We start from the raw sequence: 16,320 nt of genomic DNA, 5'->3' as shown, positions 1-16,320 counted from the left end.
CACTCTTTTCTCATAACTGCGGCTTAACAGGCCAAAGGCCAATCCAGCTGAGGTCTGGCGCGTAATGCACCAGGATCAACCTTAGCGGATTGGCCGTGCCTTATTGAAAACGTTGGTGACACCTGTTGTCAATAGGGGTGTTACTTATCAAGCTGCAGGGTGCTTTGGGTGTAGTCCCACATCTCGTTGAACAATGCCTTATTGGTTGCCAGCTTCACACCGTAGGATGGCATCATTTCTTTGATCTTGTCGCCCCATTCGATCATCCGATCACCGAAGCACCGCTCTAGTACTTCCAACATGGCGGCAGGTGCGATCGATGCGCCGGGCGACGCACCCAGAAGACCCGCGATGGAGCCGTCGAGATGGCTGATCAAGGTGGTACCGAATTCCAGGGAACCGAAGGACGGGCCGACGACTGGCTTAATAACCTGCACGCGCTGACCTGCGGTAACCAACTCCCAATCTTCATCTTTGGCATTTGGCATGTATTCCCGCAGAGATTCCATCTTCGCGTTCTTGTCTTTCATCAATTCGGTAATCAGGTACTTGGTCAGACCTAATTCCTTCACGCCGACGCTGAGCATGGATGCCAGGTTGGTCACCTTCAGCGACTTCGGCAGGTCGAACCAGGAACCCTGCTTCAAGAACTTCGGAGTCCAACCTGCGTATGGGCCGAACAACAGGCCTTTTTCGCCCTCGATGACGCGTGTGTCCAAGTGCGGCACGGACATCGGCGGCGCGCCGACGCTTGCTTTGCCGTACACCTTAGCGGCGTGACGCTCAACGATTTCTGGGTTTGTACAACGCAACCATTCACCGGAGACCGGGAAGCCGCCGAAACCACGGATTTCTGGGATACGTGCTTTTTGCAGCAGCGGCAATGCCATGCCACCTGCGCCGACGAACACGAAATTGGCGCGGAATACCGATACATCACCGGTGTGGCGGTTCTTGACGGTCAGTTTCCATTTCGAACCATCCCGGTGGAGTTTGGTTACTTCATGTCCGTATCGGATCTCGGTGCCTTTATTCTGGGCATCGGCCAGGAATTGCTTGGTCAAAGCACCATAGTTGATATCGGTGCCGCCTTCCGTCCAAGAAATGGCGACCTTATCCGTCTTGGGCCGACCATCGGCCATCAGCGGAAGCAGCTCGTCGAATTTGGCACGATCCTCGGTGTATTCCATGTTGGGGAAAAGCGGGTGATTGACCAGACGGTCGTAGCGCTTACGCAGATAAGCAATTTGAGCGTCGCCTTGACCGAAAGAAACGTGTGGGACTGGGTTGATCCATTCCCGCGGGGTCGGCAGCACTCCTTCGTTCACTTGGTAAGCCCAGAACTGCCGGGACAGTTGGAATTTTTCGTTGACCCCGATGGCCTTGGAGATTTCGATCTTGCCATTGACTTCCGGGGTGTAATTGAGTTCGCATAACGCCGAGTGGCCGGTACCCGCGTTATTCCATGGGGAGGAAGATTCCTCGGCTGGCGCATCGAGGCGCTCAAAAACCACCTGGGACCAACCTGGTTCGAGTGTCCTGAGCATCGCGCCCAGGGTGGCACTCATGACGCCGCCGCCGATGAGCGCGACATCTACTTCGTCCGAAATGGTAGTTGCGTTGTTCGTGGAATCTGACATTTCAATTTCCCTTAGTATTTCCGCTTCTTCATGGTCGGCCACAATGTCTGTTAAGCCAATGAAGCACCGCACCGATGACTACCATTGTGGTCGTGTACCGGATTGGCCCTCCTAATGACAGTGCGAGGTGAAATTCGCGCCTATCGGCTTTACAGTCTACGCCCGAATCATTCGGGGGTACTGAAATTGTCATGTTCTCTTAATATTCTCACATTGGATTCGACGTCGCCGCAGGTAACACAACCCACACGATCACCCCCATCAGGGAAAACCCCGGCATATTTTGACGCTTTTCTTAGCAAAACCAAGCATTTCCCGCCCCCACGTAATACCCCCGCACACGAAACTGAACCCATCGGGTGCGTGGTCACGGGTTTCCCATTTCCCACGCATCAGCAAAACGCTACTGATCGCCGAGTTGGCCGAAGTCGGCCTGAACTCCCACCCACCAGAAGTTATTTCCCCTCCAAAACCACCAGTGGAGTGCGTCGGAGCCGGTTTTAGCGAACGGATATTTCGGAATAAAGTGGGTGGCATGAATCAATCCGTCGAGTCGCCTCGCTTCGCAACCGCCCACTGGGAACCTGATATTTTAGGAGAAAACTTCAAGAATATTGAGTTCAATCTCGGAGCCGATCCGGATGGGGAATCCGATATCGTCACGACACTCGTACGGTTCCACCCAACTGTCAACGATTCGGATGCGTCTCGCCCAGCCATCGTCTATGTCCATGGCATGACCGACTATTTCTTCCAAACCCACGTTGCCGAATTTTTCCACGAGCATGGTTTCGACTTTTACGGCGTCGATCTTCGCAAATGCGGCCGTTCGCATCGTGACGGCCACACCTGGCATTATTCGACGGACCTGTCGCAGTACCACGAAGACCTCTCTACGGTGTGTTCCTTCCTCGCGCAGCACTACTCGTCGATCATTGTTATTGGCCATTCCACCGGCGGACTTATTGCGCCGGTGTGGTTGGATGAGCTTCGGCGAACAAATCCTGCCCTGCATGATCGGATTAAGGCCTTGGTTTTAAACAGCCCGTGGCTGGACATGATGGCACCCAAGGTGCTGGTAAAAACGTTAACCCCGTGGGTGAAGTTGAATGGCAAACGCAATCCGAAGCGTCCGGTTCGCGGCGGAAATTTGGGGACCTACGGGGAGGCGCTGCATGTGTCGCGGCACGGCGAGTGGGATTTTGATACCACATTCAAACCCATCGGTGGACATACGAAATACATGGGCTGGCTGCGTGCTGTTTTATTTGCGCAACGTGCCATTCATACCGGGTCGGTGGATGCGGGTGTACCGACGCTTTCGATGTGTTCCCACCAATCCCGACTGGGTCGACCATATTCGCAACAATCGCATACGGCCGATACCGTCTTGGACGTGAAACAGATCAAGCAATGGTCACCGTTTGTTGCACGCAATGTAACGACGGTGCAGATCTCCAATGGCATGCACGATCTGTTCCTCTCCGAACCTACCGCCCGCGCTCAAGCCCTCGAACAATGTGTCTCCTGGCTCAAGAACACCTGCGGCTTACCCAAAGAAAACTAACCCAGGAATACCCCGACGTAGAGTGTCGTTACTACTATTAGTTGCATGCCACTGATGAAGCTATTCGGGTGTCATCATGGCTATTGCTACATTAGTGATATTTCGTTAGTAGATAAGGGTTACGTAAAACATGTCTGAACTCAAGGCAGAAAAGCACTACGATCTGATCGTCATCGGCGCTGGCTCTGGAAATTCCATTCCGGGGCCAGAATTCCACGATAAATCCGTCGCAATTATCGAAAAGGGTGCCTTCGGCGGAACCTGCTTGAACGTGGGTTGTATTCCCACAAAAATGTTCGTTTACGCCGCCGAAGTCGCGCAGACAGTAAAGGAAGCAGGACGTTACGGAGTCGACGCTTCCTTCAACGGAGTCCAGTGGCCCAGCATCGTCGAGCGGGTGTTTAAAAACCGAATCGACCCGATTGCCGAAAGCGGCGAAGCTTATCGACGCGGGCCGAAAACCCCAAACATCGATGTGTACGATCAGCCAGCCCAGTTCGTCGGCGAAAAACTAATCAGCACTGGTCAAGGCGATCAAGCTACGGTTATCTCTGGCGACACCATTGTCATTGCCGCAGGTGCCCGCCCACAGATCCCGGAACAGGTAGCCGAATCCGGAGTGGACTACCACACCAACGAAACGATCATGCGGCTCGAAAAGCTGCCACAATCCATGATCGTCATGGGTGGCGGGTTCATCGCCTTAGAATTCGCCCACATCTTCAAGTCTTTCGGAGTTGACGTCACCTTAGTCAATCGTTCGCCAAAAGTCCTTCGGCATCTTGATGCCGATGTTTCGGCCCGAATCACCGAATTGACCGAAAAAGCAATGACCACCAAACTCGGCGTAACTTTTGAGTCCTTCACGCAGGATGACTCGGGAATCACCGCAACGCTTTCCGACGGCTCGACGATCCACGGTGAAATCCTGCTAGTCGCCACCGGCCGTATCCCCAACGGCGACCAGCTCAACCTCCCCGCTACCGGGGTGGAGATGGAAGGTGCATCAATCAAGGTCGATGAATTTGGCCGTACCACCGCGCCGGGGATCTGGGCGCTTGGCGACGTCTCCTCGCCGTACCAGCTCAAGCACGTCGCGAACGCGGAAACCCGCGCGGTGCGCCACAATATTTTGCACCCGGACGACATGATTCCTATGCCCCATAAGAACGTTCCAGCCGGGGTTTTCACACAACCGCAAATCGCAACGGTTGGCTTAACCGAGCAGCAAGCCCGCGATGCTGGCCACAACATCACGGTAAAAATCCAAAACTATGGCGATGTTGCCTACGGTTGGGCGATGGAAGACACCGAACACTTTGCCAAGCTCATTGCAGATAAGGACACCGGCCGGTTACTGGGCGCCCATATCATTGGCCCCCAGGCCCCAACCCTTATCCAACAATTAATCACGGTCATGGCCTTCGATCTGGATGTTCGCGAGGTCGCCCGCGACCAATACTGGATTCACCCTGCTCTGCCGGAGCTCATCGAAAACGCTCTGCTCGGCCTGGAGTTCTAAGCTCTAAAGCCGACATCGTCAAGAAGCTTGTCAAGATCCCAACAGCTTTCAATGGTGTCGGCTATCAGGTCAATTTGCCGCAGCCGCTCTGCGGCAAAACTCATGGTCTCGTCGACACGGAACCCAGTCTTCCCAATCGCGGCGGCGATCGTTATCAGTAGTTCTTTTCGGAATGCGTCGTTTTCCAATTGTCCGTGCCGATGAGTACCCAACAGATGGCCCTTTTGGCAGCCTTCGTCACCAATCCACGGTTGCTCTTGGCTGCGCACCACCTGACCATGGTGTACCTCGTAGGCACCATCAGAATGACTGATGAGGGTTTTTTCCGGGGAGAAGGCGATGTCGGCGTCGAAAAGCTGCAACCCGGGCACGGGTTCCGGATTCCCGGACTCCACCGGGTCGGTTATCTGCGAACACATCATTTGGAACCCACCACAGATCCCAATAACGAACTTTCCGGCGGCCGCGCGTTGCTCGATCGCCGCCGCGATTCCGGTGTCCCGCAACCACGCGAGATCGCTCACCGTCGATTTGGAGCCAGGCACCACCACGACGTCAGCCTCGGCGATGTAATCCGGGTCCACCGACCAGCTCACCGTAACCCCTGGTTCGCACGCGAGGGCTTCGATGTCTGTCGCGTTGGAGACCCGCGGCAATCGAACGGCTGCCACCCGCAGCCGCTGGCTGCCCACGGCCGGGGTGTGCGGCCCGATTGTGGTGCCGACCGTCGATTGCAGCGAATCCTCCGCATCCACCCAGAGCCCCGGAATAAACGGCAATACCGCGCACGTCGGCACCCCCGTCATCTCCTCCAGTCTTGTTAACCCTGGGTGCAGAATCGACTCATCCCCGCGAAATTTGTTTACGACAAATCCGCGGATCAGCTCCCGATCCGACTCGTCAACGATGTGATAGGTGCCGTAGAAATGCGCGAGCACCCCACCCCGATCAATATCACCCACCAGGTACACCGGTAACTGTGCCGCTTGCGCCAGACCGAAATTCGCAACGTCGGTTTCCCGCAAATTTATCTCCGCTGGCGAACCCGCGCCCTCGCAGACCACTAGGTCGAATTCGTCTTCCAATTCCGCAAGCGTGTGGCGGGCGATCTCGCGGAGATACCCCCGATGTTCGATGTAGCTTTTCGCGCTGACGTTCCCGGTGGCCTGGCCGTTAACCACCAATTGGGAAGTTCGATCAGAACCCGGTTTTAACAGGATCGGATTGAATCGGGTGTCTGGTTTCAGACCACAGGCGACTGCTTGCAGCGCTTGCGCACGCCCAATTTCGCCACCGGAAGGGGTCACTGCCGAATTATTGGACATATTTTGCGCCTTGAACGGCGCAACACGTATCCCCCGGCGCGCGAAGGCCCGGCATAACCCCGCAACCACCACTGACTTTCCGGCATCGGACGTGCAGCCAGCTACCATGAACGCGACCATTTCTCTTACCGCTTTCGTTCTTAAGAATCTGGCAATGTAAGGATCTCGTTGCCGGTTTCCGTAATCACGATGGTGTGCTCGAACTGTGCGGTGAATTTGTAGTCGTCGTTTTGCACGGTCCAACCGTTGTCCCAAATCGTGTAATCCAATTCGCCGAGGTTAATCATCGGCTCGATGGTCAAGGTCATGCCGGGTTCAAGGACATCTGTGTACATGTCGGAATCGTAGTGCAGCACCACCAAGCCGTTGTGGAAGGTGGGACCAACGCCGTGCCCAGTGAAGTCGCGCACAACGTTGTATCCGAAGCGTTTGGCGTACGCTTCGATTACTCGACCGATGACGTTGATTTGTCGCCCTGGTTTCGCGGCTTTGATTCCCCGCATTAATGCTTCTTCGGTGCGGGTGACAAGAAGTTTGTGTTCTTCGCTGACGTTGCCTGCCAGGAAGGTTGCATTGGTATCGCCGTGTACCCCATTTTTGAATGCGGTGACGTCGATATTGACGATATCGCCGTCTTCAATGACGGTGGTGTCCGGAATTCCGTGGCAAATAATTTCGTTCAAGGACACGCAACAGGACTTCGGGAAACCCAAGTATCCCAGCGTGGAGGGATAAGCGCCGTGGTCAAGCATGTATTCGTGGGCGATCCGGTCCAATTCGTCGGTCGTTACTCCGGGGGCTACTGCCTTACCGGCTTCTTGAAGGGCGTTTGCCGCGATCTTCGAGGCTTCCCGCATCGCCTCAATGACTTCTGGGGTTTGAATCCACGGCTCGCCGCAGTTTTCGCGCACCTTCTTTTTCCATACGTATTCTGGCCGTTCGATATGGGCGGGAACGTCCCGAATGGGTGTGGGTTTTTCTGGAACTAACGGTTTGCGAATTGTCATGGGTGTAATCGTAGTCCAGCTGGTGCGTAACTCCCTATTGGCTTAACCAGCAGGGGCATTTAGTTCGTCGTACCGCTGGAAGAACTTATCGGTGATGGCTACCGCTGATTCCGAACCACCGCCCAGCACGATCAACGTCGCAAATGCGATATCGTCGCGGTATCCGGTGAACCATGCGTGGGAACCGCCGTTAATTTCGGCTTCACCGGTCTTGCCGAAGATTTTTCCACCCGCGTTGATTCCGGCGGCGGTACCACCCGGTTCCGTCACCGCCCCCATGAGGAGGCGTAACTGTTCGATGGTTTCCGGCGACGGCGGCGGGACGGTTTCTTTTTGGGTTGTGCTAAACCCACTGACGAGTTGCGGCGTCGGGGTGGACCCATGCGCGGCGGTGGCGGATACCAATGCCATGCCAAACGGGCTGACCAATGTCAAACCCTGACCGTACCCGGCTTCGGTTTTGTCTAATGGGGTATCACCATTGGGAATTGAACCGGTGATCGTCGATAGCCCCGGGATATCGTAATCGATACCGATGCCAAATTCCTTACCTACTCGCTTGAGTTCCCCTGCTTCAAGGCGGGTGGATATATCGGCGAAGGTGGTGTTACAGGACCTGGCGAATGCGGTTTGCAGCGGCACGTTTCCTAACGCAAAGCCGTTGTAGTTAGTTACCGTGCGGCCGTAAATATTCATTGTGCCGGGGCACGGAACGACGGAATCGGAACGTAGGCCGGACTGCCCGATGCCTGCCGATGCGGTGATGATCTTGAAGGTCGAACCTGGTGGGAATTGCCCGGTTAACGCGAGATCGCCTTCTTCGTCGGCTTTATCAGTCTGCGCGACGGCCAGGATCTCGCCGTTGCTTGGCCGGATCGCCACGATCATTGCCTTCATTTCCGAGCGTAGATTCACCGCGTCTTCGGCCGCTACCTGCACCTTATGATCCAGGCTTACCCGCACGGCGGGTGCTAGCTTTGGTTCGTGGTACTCGATGTCGTCGATAAGTGCACCGTCGTGGGTGACCACCGCCACCCGCCACCCATTAGCACCTTCTAATTCTTCGTTGACGAGCTTCGTCACCCGGGAGACGATATCTGGGGCAAATCCGGGGGTTTTGCTCACCATGGCGGCTTCGTCGTTGAATATGATCCCCGGTTTTTCAGCCAATAGTTCCCTGATCCGGGCACCGGCTTGTTGGTTCACCGTTGTTACCGAATAGGTACCGGTTGCTGCTTGCAGCGATTCCGCCAATTCGGCGGCTTCTATCTGCGGAACCGATTCGTCCTCCGCATGGGCTACGTCGAGGGCGTGGGCGATCGCATTGGCGGTGGCTTTACGATCGGAGATTTTGCCGGTATCAACCAGGATCCGATCGACCGTTCCGGGCGCTAGGATTTCCGTGCCATCGGAAGACACGATGCTGGCCCGTTGGGCATTGACCGCACGCAATTCGAGGTGTTGATTTGCCCCCAATTTCGGATGCAATGCTGTCGGCTGCCACCGGATTTTCCACTCGTTATTTATCTTGTTTAAGGTCATGGTGGCGTCGTAGCGTAGCTCCCGATCTTTCGGGAGATCCCACGTAAGAGTGTATGTCGCGGTTGCCAGGGAATCGCGGATATCAATATCGGTGATGTCGGTGTGCAGCCCTTCCGCCTGCAGCCCAGTCCAGGTCGCGTCCCAAACGTCGGCAACGTTGTGGGCTTTGTCGGTAAGCTCAGCCGCTGCCGGAATCTGTCGCGCCGCCATCTGGCTGAGAAATTCCTCAACAACTGGCTCTGCGGATAATGGCTTTGGGGTGCATCCGCAAAGCACCGCACCCGCGATACATGCAGCCACGGCAAATCGGAACGCTGGTACGGCGGAGTGTTTCATGCTGGCCAGATTAGCACCAAATCTACAGACGTCCTGCTCACCACACCGGAATTTCGGGCCAAAAGACCAACAGGTGTTGCCAGGAACTGTTTTCTGCAGGGCGCAGCAACACACCCTCTCTACGGCGGCGCGCACGGTAGACCGCCGCCGAAAAACTTAAGAGAATCTAAGCCTACTTAGTGATGGACACCTTGGCCTGGCCGCCTTCTTTGATCTCAATCCCCTGCTCTTCGGCAAGCTTCAACGCTTCTTCGATGAGGGTTTCAACGATCTGCGATTCCGGAACCGTCTTAATCACTTCGCCCTTGACGAAGATCTGGCCTTTGCCGTTTCCGGAAGCCACGCCTAGGTCGGCGTCACGGGCCTCGCCGGGGCCGTTAACAACACAGCCCATAACGGCAACGCGGAATGGAATGTCCATGCCGTCCAAAGCGGCGGTTACTTCCTCGGCAAGGGTGTAAACGTCAACCTGCGCCCGACCACAGGAAGGACAGGACACAATCTCCAACCCGCGTTCGCGCAGGTTCAAGGATTGCAGGATTTGATCGCCGACCTTTACTTCCTCTTTCGGGTCCGCAGAGAGGGAAACGCGAATGGTGTCACCAATGCCTTCGGATAGCAATGCGCCGAAAGCCACCGATGATTTGATGGTGCCTTGGAAAGCCGGACCCGCTTCGGTTACACCCAGGTGAAGTGGGTAATCGCACTGCGCGGCCAGCTGCCGGTAAGCCTCCACCATGATGACTGGATCGTTGTGTTTGACGGAGATTTTGATATCGCCAAATCCGTGTTCTTCGAAAAGCGACGCCTCCCACAGGGCCGATTCCACCAACGCCTCGGGGGTTGCCTTCCCGTACTTTTCCAACAGGCGTTTATCCAACGAACCAGCATTAACACCGATGCGGATCGGGATACCAGCGGCTCCTGCGGCTTTCGCTACTTCCTTGACCCGCCCGTCGAATTCTTTAATGTTTCCGGGGTTGACCCGCACCGCGGCGCAACCAGCATCGATGGCGGCGAAGATATATTTCGGCTGGAAATGAATATCCGCGATAACCGGAATGGGTGACTTCTTCGCGATAATCGGCAACGCCTCGGCATCAACCGTTTTCGGGCAGGCCACCCGCACGATATCGCAGCCGGAGGCTGTCAGCTGGGCGATTTGCTGCAACGTAGCATTGACGTCGTGGGTTTTGGTGGTGGTCATCGACTGCACCGAGACCGGGTAATCGGAACCAACCCCAACATTGCCTACCATCAATTGCCGGGTTTTCCGACGCGGCGCCAGCACCGGGGGTTGCTCAGAAGTGCTGGGGAAACCGAGGTTGAGTGGGGTAGACACGTGGGCTGCTCCTAAAGGATAAAAAGTCAGTGTAAAACTTCCCAAATTCTATCACTGCTTATCCCACCAACCGTTATTAGCACTGGCACTGCACAATGCTCATAAGCTCCCGTCGTTTCAGACAATGCACTGCTTGCCCACCTCCAAACGCTCGTCGGTGGGTGTCTGCGTTACAGCATGCCCGCTTTCGCTTTTCGACGCGACCCGGGACGCGTCGAAAAGCAACCGTCATATTCCTCCGGAAAATCCTCCGCTGAGATAAGCCCCCACGCGGCATATCTGCCTAGACGTGCCGGCGCACCTTGGCATAGATTTCTGGATAGTGGTTGTGCAAGCGTTTTATAGCCACCCGCAGCATCACTACGTAAAACACGAGCCCTAGGCCAATTCCTAGTATCACACCGGACAATTGTGCCCACAGAAGATTCTGGACGAAGCCATAAATCGCCAGTCCAATTCCCGGAAGTAGCGGAATCCAGGACAGGAAAATCCCCGCAAAAGAAGAAATAAACGCACCTGCGGAAAACCCGGAACGGTCTTGCCACGGGTTGGTACCCGGCCGCGCCGTTGGGAACGGATTGTAGACGGCTAAAAACACGGCGATCCCCAAGCTGGTCGCCTGTAGACCCAACGCTAATCCGATGATCAGAAAGGTCTCCGGCATTGGCTTTACAATCGCGACGAGCAAGAAAAAACACCAGCTCGCTACCACCGATGGCAGAACCGCACCCCAGTGCCGCCCCAAGAGCAAATCCTTGGCGCTGATAGTAGAAGTCAAATGCAGCCAGTTCGCGGGGCCGTCGAAACCAAAATCGTTAGCGGCGTTAATCGAACTTAAAATAGCCATGAGCACTATGCCTAGCAGTACGGTGCTGCCGCCGAATTGCCAGTCCATGAAAAGGAAATACACCGACATCATCGGCACCATCGCCAAAGCAATAATCTGGCGGGTGTCGCGTTTGATGTATCGGACAACCCGCGACAGCACCATGTTACGAGGGGTAAAAGCCAACCCAGGCAGCAGTAAGCTGCGCCCCACACCGTTATCCGGTTTGGTGGTGAAGCCCCGGCGCGGTGAACTTGCAGAGGTTTGGCCGCCGAGTGGGTTTGCCAACCGATGCTCGGTGCTGCGCCACCAAATAGTTAACGACACCGCCAACGTAAGAAGCGTGATCGCGAAACAAGCCGCAGCATTGCCCCACTTTCCCTCCGCCGCGAACCTGGCTATGCCCGCACTAGAGGCGAGCGGGGACCACTGGAGATACTCCCCGTAGGTGTTGAGCGAACCTTGGTTCTGTGCGTTATTCATCACCGCCATGTATGCGATCCACATGACGAAAAACGCACCGAAGCCCAAAATTGCTTTACGGTCCTTTCGCTTCGCGCTACTTGCGTTTGATAGCAATACTGCGATCGATTCGGCTAGCGCAAATACGATGGCGAGGCTCATCAGCATCGACACAACGACAATCGTCATTTGCAGCACGCCGAACCCCAACGCGCCCCATACGATACACGTAGCAATCGTCGTAATGATGGTGCAGAACACTGCCAAAAAGCCACGGGTTTGCAGCACCTGAATAATGATCAGGCTTGGCATTATCTGTTTAGCAGACACTGGAAAGGTGGCGAATGATTCCGGCATTATCTGCCCCTCGCCTGCTGGCATCATCACTGCGAGAAACACATAACAGGTAATGCCTAGCCCCACGGACCCAGCCAGTGCGCCCAGCTTCCCATCGAGCATTTCAAACGACATCATCGCGGTGATGGCTAGCAATCCGAATACCCCATAAATGAGGATCAAGATATTCATCATGATGGAGCTCGCGTTCGATTTAAATGAGCGCCACCACAACGTTCGATTTAGCCGGATAAGCGTGCGGGTGAAACCCGGTACCGCAGCACCTGCACCGGATCCCATGGGGTCGGGGTGTGCGGTGATAGCTGGTGAATACGTGCTTTCAGCGGGGTGGAAATCACCAGCTGGTTGGGAAACGTTATTGGGCATAGCCGTTGCCTTTCTGTTCCGGGGCATCAGCTGTCTGCCGCAGCCACGCCAGCTGCCCTTCGGCCAGTTCGCCGCCGCCAACGATGGCTACGAACAAGTCAGTCAGGGATTGCTCGGCCGCGAGCTTTTCGACGGTTCCTGCCACGCGCACGTTTCCTTGGTGGATGACTGCCACATGGTCGCACAGTCCCTCCACCAATTCCATAACGTGGGAACTCATGACCACTGTTCCCCCAGCAGCGGCGTATGCTTTGAGGATTTGTTGAATGATTCGGCCCGATACCGGATCCACCGCTTCCAGAGGTTCGTCAAGCACTAAAACCCGGGGGTTATGAAGCAGCGCCCCCGCCAGCAGGATTTTCTTAGTCATACCAGCCGAATAGTCGACGATTTGTTGATCGCGGGCTTCTGTTAACCCCAGGGCAGACAGCAATTCAACGCTGCGGGTTGAAATGTCGGTCGGATCCATGCCGCGCAGCGCCCCGAGATACTCTAAGTATTCGCAACCGGTCAACCGATCAAAAACTGGCACTCCGTCCGCCAATAGCCCCATGGCGGCCTTTGCAGCGATTGGATCCGTCCACATGTCGTGACCGCAGATTACGGCGCGGCCGGAATCGGGCCGTAGTAACCCGGTTGCCATGTTGAGCATCGTTGTTTTACCAGCACCATTAGGGCCGACCACACCGAAAATACTGCCGCGCGGCACTGCAAGGGACAGGTTATTCACCGCGATTTTGGTGCCAAATCGCTTGCAAAGATTCACCACTTCGAAGGCAATTGGTGCCGGATGAGGCGGTGCCGGATAACCGCTTTCGGTGGAGTTGTGTTCTGCTCCTGACATCTTCTCGAAGTCATTTGGTATCGCATTGTCCATAGAATGCCCCTTGCTATTAATCGCGGTTACGGTACAAAACTGCGCTGTTGGTAGACGGGAAACAAGCTTGATTCCGTAACAACACAGTTAGCAGAAGTTTGTCGTGCCTCTGTCCACTCTAGTGACAGTACCTCCTGCCAACCAGGGTTCTGCTGTCCTACGCCACCGAGAGTGTTGAGCAAAATTGGAATTACTCTCGGCTTTCCCGTCGTGGCTGGTGCGAAATAAACCCATTGTTTGAGATTGGGCACACTTATTGAAAATAGATGCTGTTACTATTACCATTATTGAACATCGCAGTCAGTTTCCGCCTAACCATCACCCCGGTTATCAACCGAAGCGGTATGTCCTGAAACCACGATGATGTGGTCTATAAGTTGAGGAGAACAACCATTTCTAAGGCCACAGCAGCCCGGTGCCAGGCGGAGCTGGAATTATGCGTTATGGAAGACGTGACCTTAAGCTACGGCACATTACCTGCGGTTTACGTCCCACACCTTAAAATCCTGCCGGGCACATTAACTGCGGTAGTCGGCGCGTCCGGTTCCGGCAAAACCACCCTCGCCAAGGCCATCGGCGGGTTCGATACTCACCAGTTACAGATTTCCGGTTCGATTCGGCGAGCGGGAACCATTGGATTTGTCGCACAAGATAGCTTCGGGGCGTTAAACCCACTGCAGCGCGTCGACAAGCAAATTGCACTGACGGCAGGTAGCGTCGCTTACGCCCACGAACTGCTTTCCGCAGTCAAGCTTGACCCACAGCTTCATTCCCGTTACCCGCTTCAGCTTTCCGGTGGTCAACGGCAACGCGCAGCGATCGCCTTTGCGTTAGGGGTAAGCCCCAATCTTTTGCTCGCGGACGAAATTACCTCCGCGCTCGACCCGATCGCCACTTCCGAGATCGTTTATACCCTGCGCGATGTGGTGGCGGCTTCGCAGAAAACAACTAACCCCATGTCGGTGCTGTTTATCACCCATGACTTGGCGGCCGCCCGCGCCCTCTGCCCGTCCGTGATCACCATGCATCCTGCCGAATCTGGAACCGGCTACGTGGCGCAGTTTGAAAGCGAGTGGCAATGATCGATATACAAAACGCCGCCATTTTCCCCTATCTGCAACCAACCTCGTTGCACATCTCCCAGGGGGAAAAGGTTGCTCTGTTAGGGGCGTCGGGTGCTGGAAAAACCACCCTGCTTCGTCTGTTATGCGGGTGGCTGCGACCGGATTCCGGCGATGTCATCGCTCCCAATATCGGCGACTTTTCCTATATCCCCCAAGACCTTGATGGCAGCCTCAATCCCAAACTTCGGATCATCGACGTGGTAACTGAACCGATCGCTATAGCCGGTGGCGACGTTTCCGCCGCGCAGCGTGAAGTCCCGGAATTACTGCAATCCTTAGCGCTCAACCCGGACATCGCCGACAGATACCCGCATGAGATTTCTGGCGGCCAGCGGCAACGCGTCGGAATCGCACGTGCTCTCATCGGCAATCCCAAGGTTATCTACGCCGACGAGGCGCTCAGCGCACTGGATAGCACCGCTAAGAATTTAGTGATCGGCCTGCTCAAATCGCCGGATCTCACCACAGTGTTGGTCTCCCATGATCTCGTGGCCGCAACGACGTTATGCACTCGCTGCGTCATCGTCTCCGACGGCAGAATCGTCGAGGACATAGCTGCCGCAGAGTTTTGGGATACATCCTCGGCAAGCCCCATTCGGCGCATGCTTATCGACGCCCACAACTTGCTTAATTCCGAGACAGCCATTTACCAACAATAAGGATCAGAACCATTACTACATCACCGAGTCGCGCCGTCGAAGCCAGACGTTCTCGCTGGGCAGTATTCGCGCGATTACCGCTTGCGGTTCAGCTGCTACTGGTCACCCAGATGCTGTTTAACGTAGGCTTTTACCTGGTAGTTCCGTTTTTGGCGACGTACATGAGCCAATCTTTAGCCGCGAGTGGCACGATGATCGGTTTGGTGCTGGGGTTAAGAACGTTCAGTCAGCAAGGCTTATTTTTTGTCGGCGGAGCGTTAACGGATCGGTTTGGAGTCAAACCTATTTTGTTGATCGGCATTACCATCCGGATCACTGGGTTTATCGCGGCGGGGCTTTCCACCACCACCCCGCAGCTTTTGATCGCGGTTGTCCTGATCGGTTTCGCCGCCGCCCTTTTTTCACCCGCCGCGGAGGCGTCGTTTTCCGTGGCTGGACGCAGCACAGAGGATTCGGGAATCATCACACGCGCCGAGCTTTTCGCCCTCGATACGGTATTTTCGCGGGTTGGTGCGCTCATCGGGCCAATCCTAGGGGCGGTTCTCCTGCCGATCGGTTTCCCGTTGATGTGCTTCATCGCTGCGGCGATCTTCGGTGTTCTCCTGATAAGCCACGCATTGATCGTCCCCGCTGTCTCCACCCCACCAAGCGCATCGGTGTGGAACAGCCTGACCACGGTGCTACGCAACAAACTCTTTATCGCGTTTGCCGTGGCCTATAGCACCGGTTTGGTGGCCTATAACCAACAGTATCTTTCTCTACCCGTGGAATTGGAACGCGCAACGGGCAGCCAGGACGCGATTGGCTGGATGTTCGTCTTCGCCAGCGTCTTCGTTTTGCTATTGCAAATGCCGCTGGCGCGCTGGGCACAACGCCGCACGGCAACCGTCGCATTGGCAGTGGGATTTATCAGCACGGCTGCATCATTCGCACTCATAGCGATCCTCGCACCATTCGCCCCCGCCGCTGGGTGGCTAGGGATAGCGCCCATCCTTGTCATGTTGATGCTCCTGCATATCGGCCAGATGGTTGCCGTCCCGATCGCGCGTGATCTAGTAGGCATCATCGCCCACGAAGAGCACGTCGGCACCTATTTCGGATTCCTCAATTCCTTCGGCGGCTTGGCGGTTTTGATCAGTTCCCTGGTTCTTGGCCGCCTCCTCGATTTCGCCCACACCCCGCAACCTGCAGCTACACTTCCGTGGCTGGTACTCACGGCCATCATGGCGGCCTCGGCGATTGCCTTGCCAAAGATCGCCACCATAGCTCGGTCCAGAAAGGCACAGGTGTAATACATGCAGACACTGTCGTTTCTTCTTCTCGGTGCCACCGGGCCGCCCGAGGCGTACGCACAGCACTACCTGCAGC

12 protein-coding genes are annotated in these 16,320 nt (G+C 55.6%); 5 read left to right on the top strand and 7 right to left on the bottom strand.

All coding sequences use genetic code 11. The features are described 5' to 3' along the window. Positions 1 to 140: 140 nt before the first annotated feature. Positions 141 to 1,640 (bottom strand): malate dehydrogenase (quinone), encoded by a 1,500-nt coding sequence (mqo, locus tag Q4D85_RS04475; RefSeq protein ID WP_303198502.1) that lies wholly within the window; start codon positions 1,638 to 1,640, stop codon positions 141 to 143. A gap of 535 nt (positions 1,641 to 2,175) precedes the next feature. Between mqo and Q4D85_RS04470 the strand changes: the two genes are divergently transcribed. After that, positions 2,176 to 3,207 (top strand): alpha/beta hydrolase, encoded by a 1,032-nt coding sequence (locus tag Q4D85_RS04470; protein ID WP_303198501.1) that lies wholly within the window; start codon positions 2,176 to 2,178, stop codon positions 3,205 to 3,207. 130 nt (positions 3,208 to 3,337) lie between these two features. After that, positions 3,338 to 4,729 (top strand): mycothione reductase, encoded by a 1,392-nt coding sequence (mtr, locus tag Q4D85_RS04465; RefSeq protein WP_303198500.1) that lies wholly within the window; start codon positions 3,338 to 3,340, stop codon positions 4,727 to 4,729. On the opposite strand, the gene Q4D85_RS04460 is transcribed toward mtr, so the two are convergent. The 6 genes from Q4D85_RS04460 to Q4D85_RS04435 all read right to left on the bottom strand — a co-directional run bounded on the left by Q4D85_RS04460 (position 4,726) and on the right by Q4D85_RS04435 (position 13,169). Then, positions 4,726 to 6,174 carry a cobyric acid synthase gene (locus Q4D85_RS04460; protein ID WP_303198498.1) on the bottom strand — a complete coding sequence of 483 codons (1,449 nt, stop codon included), beginning with the start codon at positions 6,172 to 6,174 and terminating at the stop codon, positions 4,726 to 4,728. The genes mtr and Q4D85_RS04460 overlap by 4 nt on opposite strands. Positions 6,175 to 6,194: 20 nt before the next feature. Beyond that, the gene (map, locus tag Q4D85_RS04455; protein ID WP_303198497.1) at positions 6,195 to 7,061 is read right to left on the bottom strand and encodes a type I methionyl aminopeptidase; all 867 of its coding nucleotides are present in this window, start codon (positions 7,059 to 7,061) and stop codon (positions 6,195 to 6,197) included. A gap of 42 nt (positions 7,062 to 7,103) precedes the next feature. Beyond that, positions 7,104 to 8,939, bottom strand: a complete 1,836-nt coding sequence (locus Q4D85_RS04450; RefSeq protein ID WP_303198496.1) for a penicillin-binding transpeptidase domain-containing protein — start codon at positions 8,937 to 8,939, stop codon at positions 7,104 to 7,106. Positions 8,940 to 9,111: 172 nt separating this feature from the next. Then, a complete protein-coding gene (ispG, locus tag Q4D85_RS04445; RefSeq protein WP_303198495.1) occupies positions 9,112 to 10,281 on the bottom strand; it encodes a flavodoxin-dependent (E)-4-hydroxy-3-methylbut-2-enyl-diphosphate synthase in 1,170 nt (389 codons plus the stop codon). Between the two features lie 283 nt (positions 10,282 to 10,564). Next, complete coding sequence (locus Q4D85_RS04440) at positions 10,565 to 12,292, bottom strand: hypothetical protein (RefSeq protein WP_303198494.1); 1,728 nt, start codon at positions 12,290 to 12,292, stop codon at positions 10,565 to 10,567. Then, positions 12,282 to 13,169 carry an ABC transporter ATP-binding protein gene (locus Q4D85_RS04435; RefSeq protein ID WP_303198493.1) on the bottom strand — a complete coding sequence of 296 codons (888 nt, stop codon included), beginning with the start codon at positions 13,167 to 13,169 and terminating at the stop codon, positions 12,282 to 12,284. Before Q4D85_RS04435 ends, Q4D85_RS04440 begins: the two co-directional genes overlap by 11 nt. Positions 13,170 to 13,546: 377 nt before the next feature. On the opposite strand from Q4D85_RS04435, the gene Q4D85_RS04430 reads away from it, so the two are divergent. From Q4D85_RS04430 to Q4D85_RS04420, 3 genes are read left to right on the top strand one after another with little or no spacing between them, the layout of a single operon-like run. Next, positions 13,547 to 14,251, top strand: coding sequence for an ATP-binding cassette domain-containing protein (locus Q4D85_RS04430; protein WP_303198492.1), 705 nt, complete (start codon positions 13,547 to 13,549; stop codon positions 14,249 to 14,251). Further along, entirely contained in the window at positions 14,248 to 14,952 is a 705-nt protein-coding gene (locus Q4D85_RS04425) for an ABC transporter ATP-binding protein (RefSeq protein WP_303198491.1), read from the top strand. The genes Q4D85_RS04430 and Q4D85_RS04425 overlap by 4 nt, the downstream gene beginning before the upstream one ends. Before the next feature lie 11 nt (positions 14,953 to 14,963). Further along, on the top strand, positions 14,964 to 16,244 hold the full coding sequence (locus Q4D85_RS04420) for an MFS transporter (RefSeq protein ID WP_368502262.1): 1,281 nt from the start codon (positions 14,964 to 14,966) through the stop codon (positions 16,242 to 16,244). Positions 16,245 to 16,320 lie beyond the last annotated feature (76 nt).

It is taken from the genome of Corynebacterium sp., from assembly GCF_030532965.1.
In the GTDB taxonomy this organism is placed as follows: Bacteria; Actinomycetota; Actinomycetes; order Mycobacteriales; family Mycobacteriaceae; genus Corynebacterium.
The sequence above is the reverse complement of the archived record's forward strand: the minus strand, read 5'-3'. Positions and strand labels throughout refer to the sequence as shown.

Excerpts from the sequence above, each read along its gene's own strand:
- Q4D85_RS04435 (WP_303198493.1), bottom strand. The coding sequence starts at position 13,169 with ATGGACAATGCGATACCAAATGACTTCGAGAAGATGTCAGGAGCAGAA.
- mqo (WP_303198502.1), bottom strand. The coding sequence starts at position 1,640 with ATGTCAGATTCCACGAACAACGCAACTACCATTTCGGACGAAGTAGAT.
- mtr (WP_303198500.1), top strand. The coding sequence starts at position 3,338 with ATGTCTGAACTCAAGGCAGAAAAGCACTACGATCTGATCGTCATCGGC.
- Q4D85_RS04460 (WP_303198498.1), bottom strand. The coding sequence starts at position 6,174 with ATGGTCGCGTTCATGGTAGCTGGCTGCACGTCCGATGCCGGAAAGTCA.
- Q4D85_RS04450 (WP_303198496.1), bottom strand. The coding sequence starts at position 8,939 with ATGAAACACTCCGCCGTACCAGCGTTCCGATTTGCCGTGGCTGCATGT.
- Q4D85_RS04440 (WP_303198494.1), bottom strand. The coding sequence starts at position 12,292 with ATGCCCAATAACGTTTCCCAACCAGCTGGTGATTTCCACCCCGCTGAA.
- Q4D85_RS04470 (WP_303198501.1), top strand. The coding sequence starts at position 2,176 with ATGAATCAATCCGTCGAGTCGCCTCGCTTCGCAACCGCCCACTGGGAA.
- Q4D85_RS04425 (WP_303198491.1), top strand. The coding sequence starts at position 14,248 with ATGATCGATATACAAAACGCCGCCATTTTCCCCTATCTGCAACCAACC.
- map (WP_303198497.1), bottom strand. The coding sequence starts at position 7,061 with ATGACAATTCGCAAACCGTTAGTTCCAGAAAAACCCACACCCATTCGG.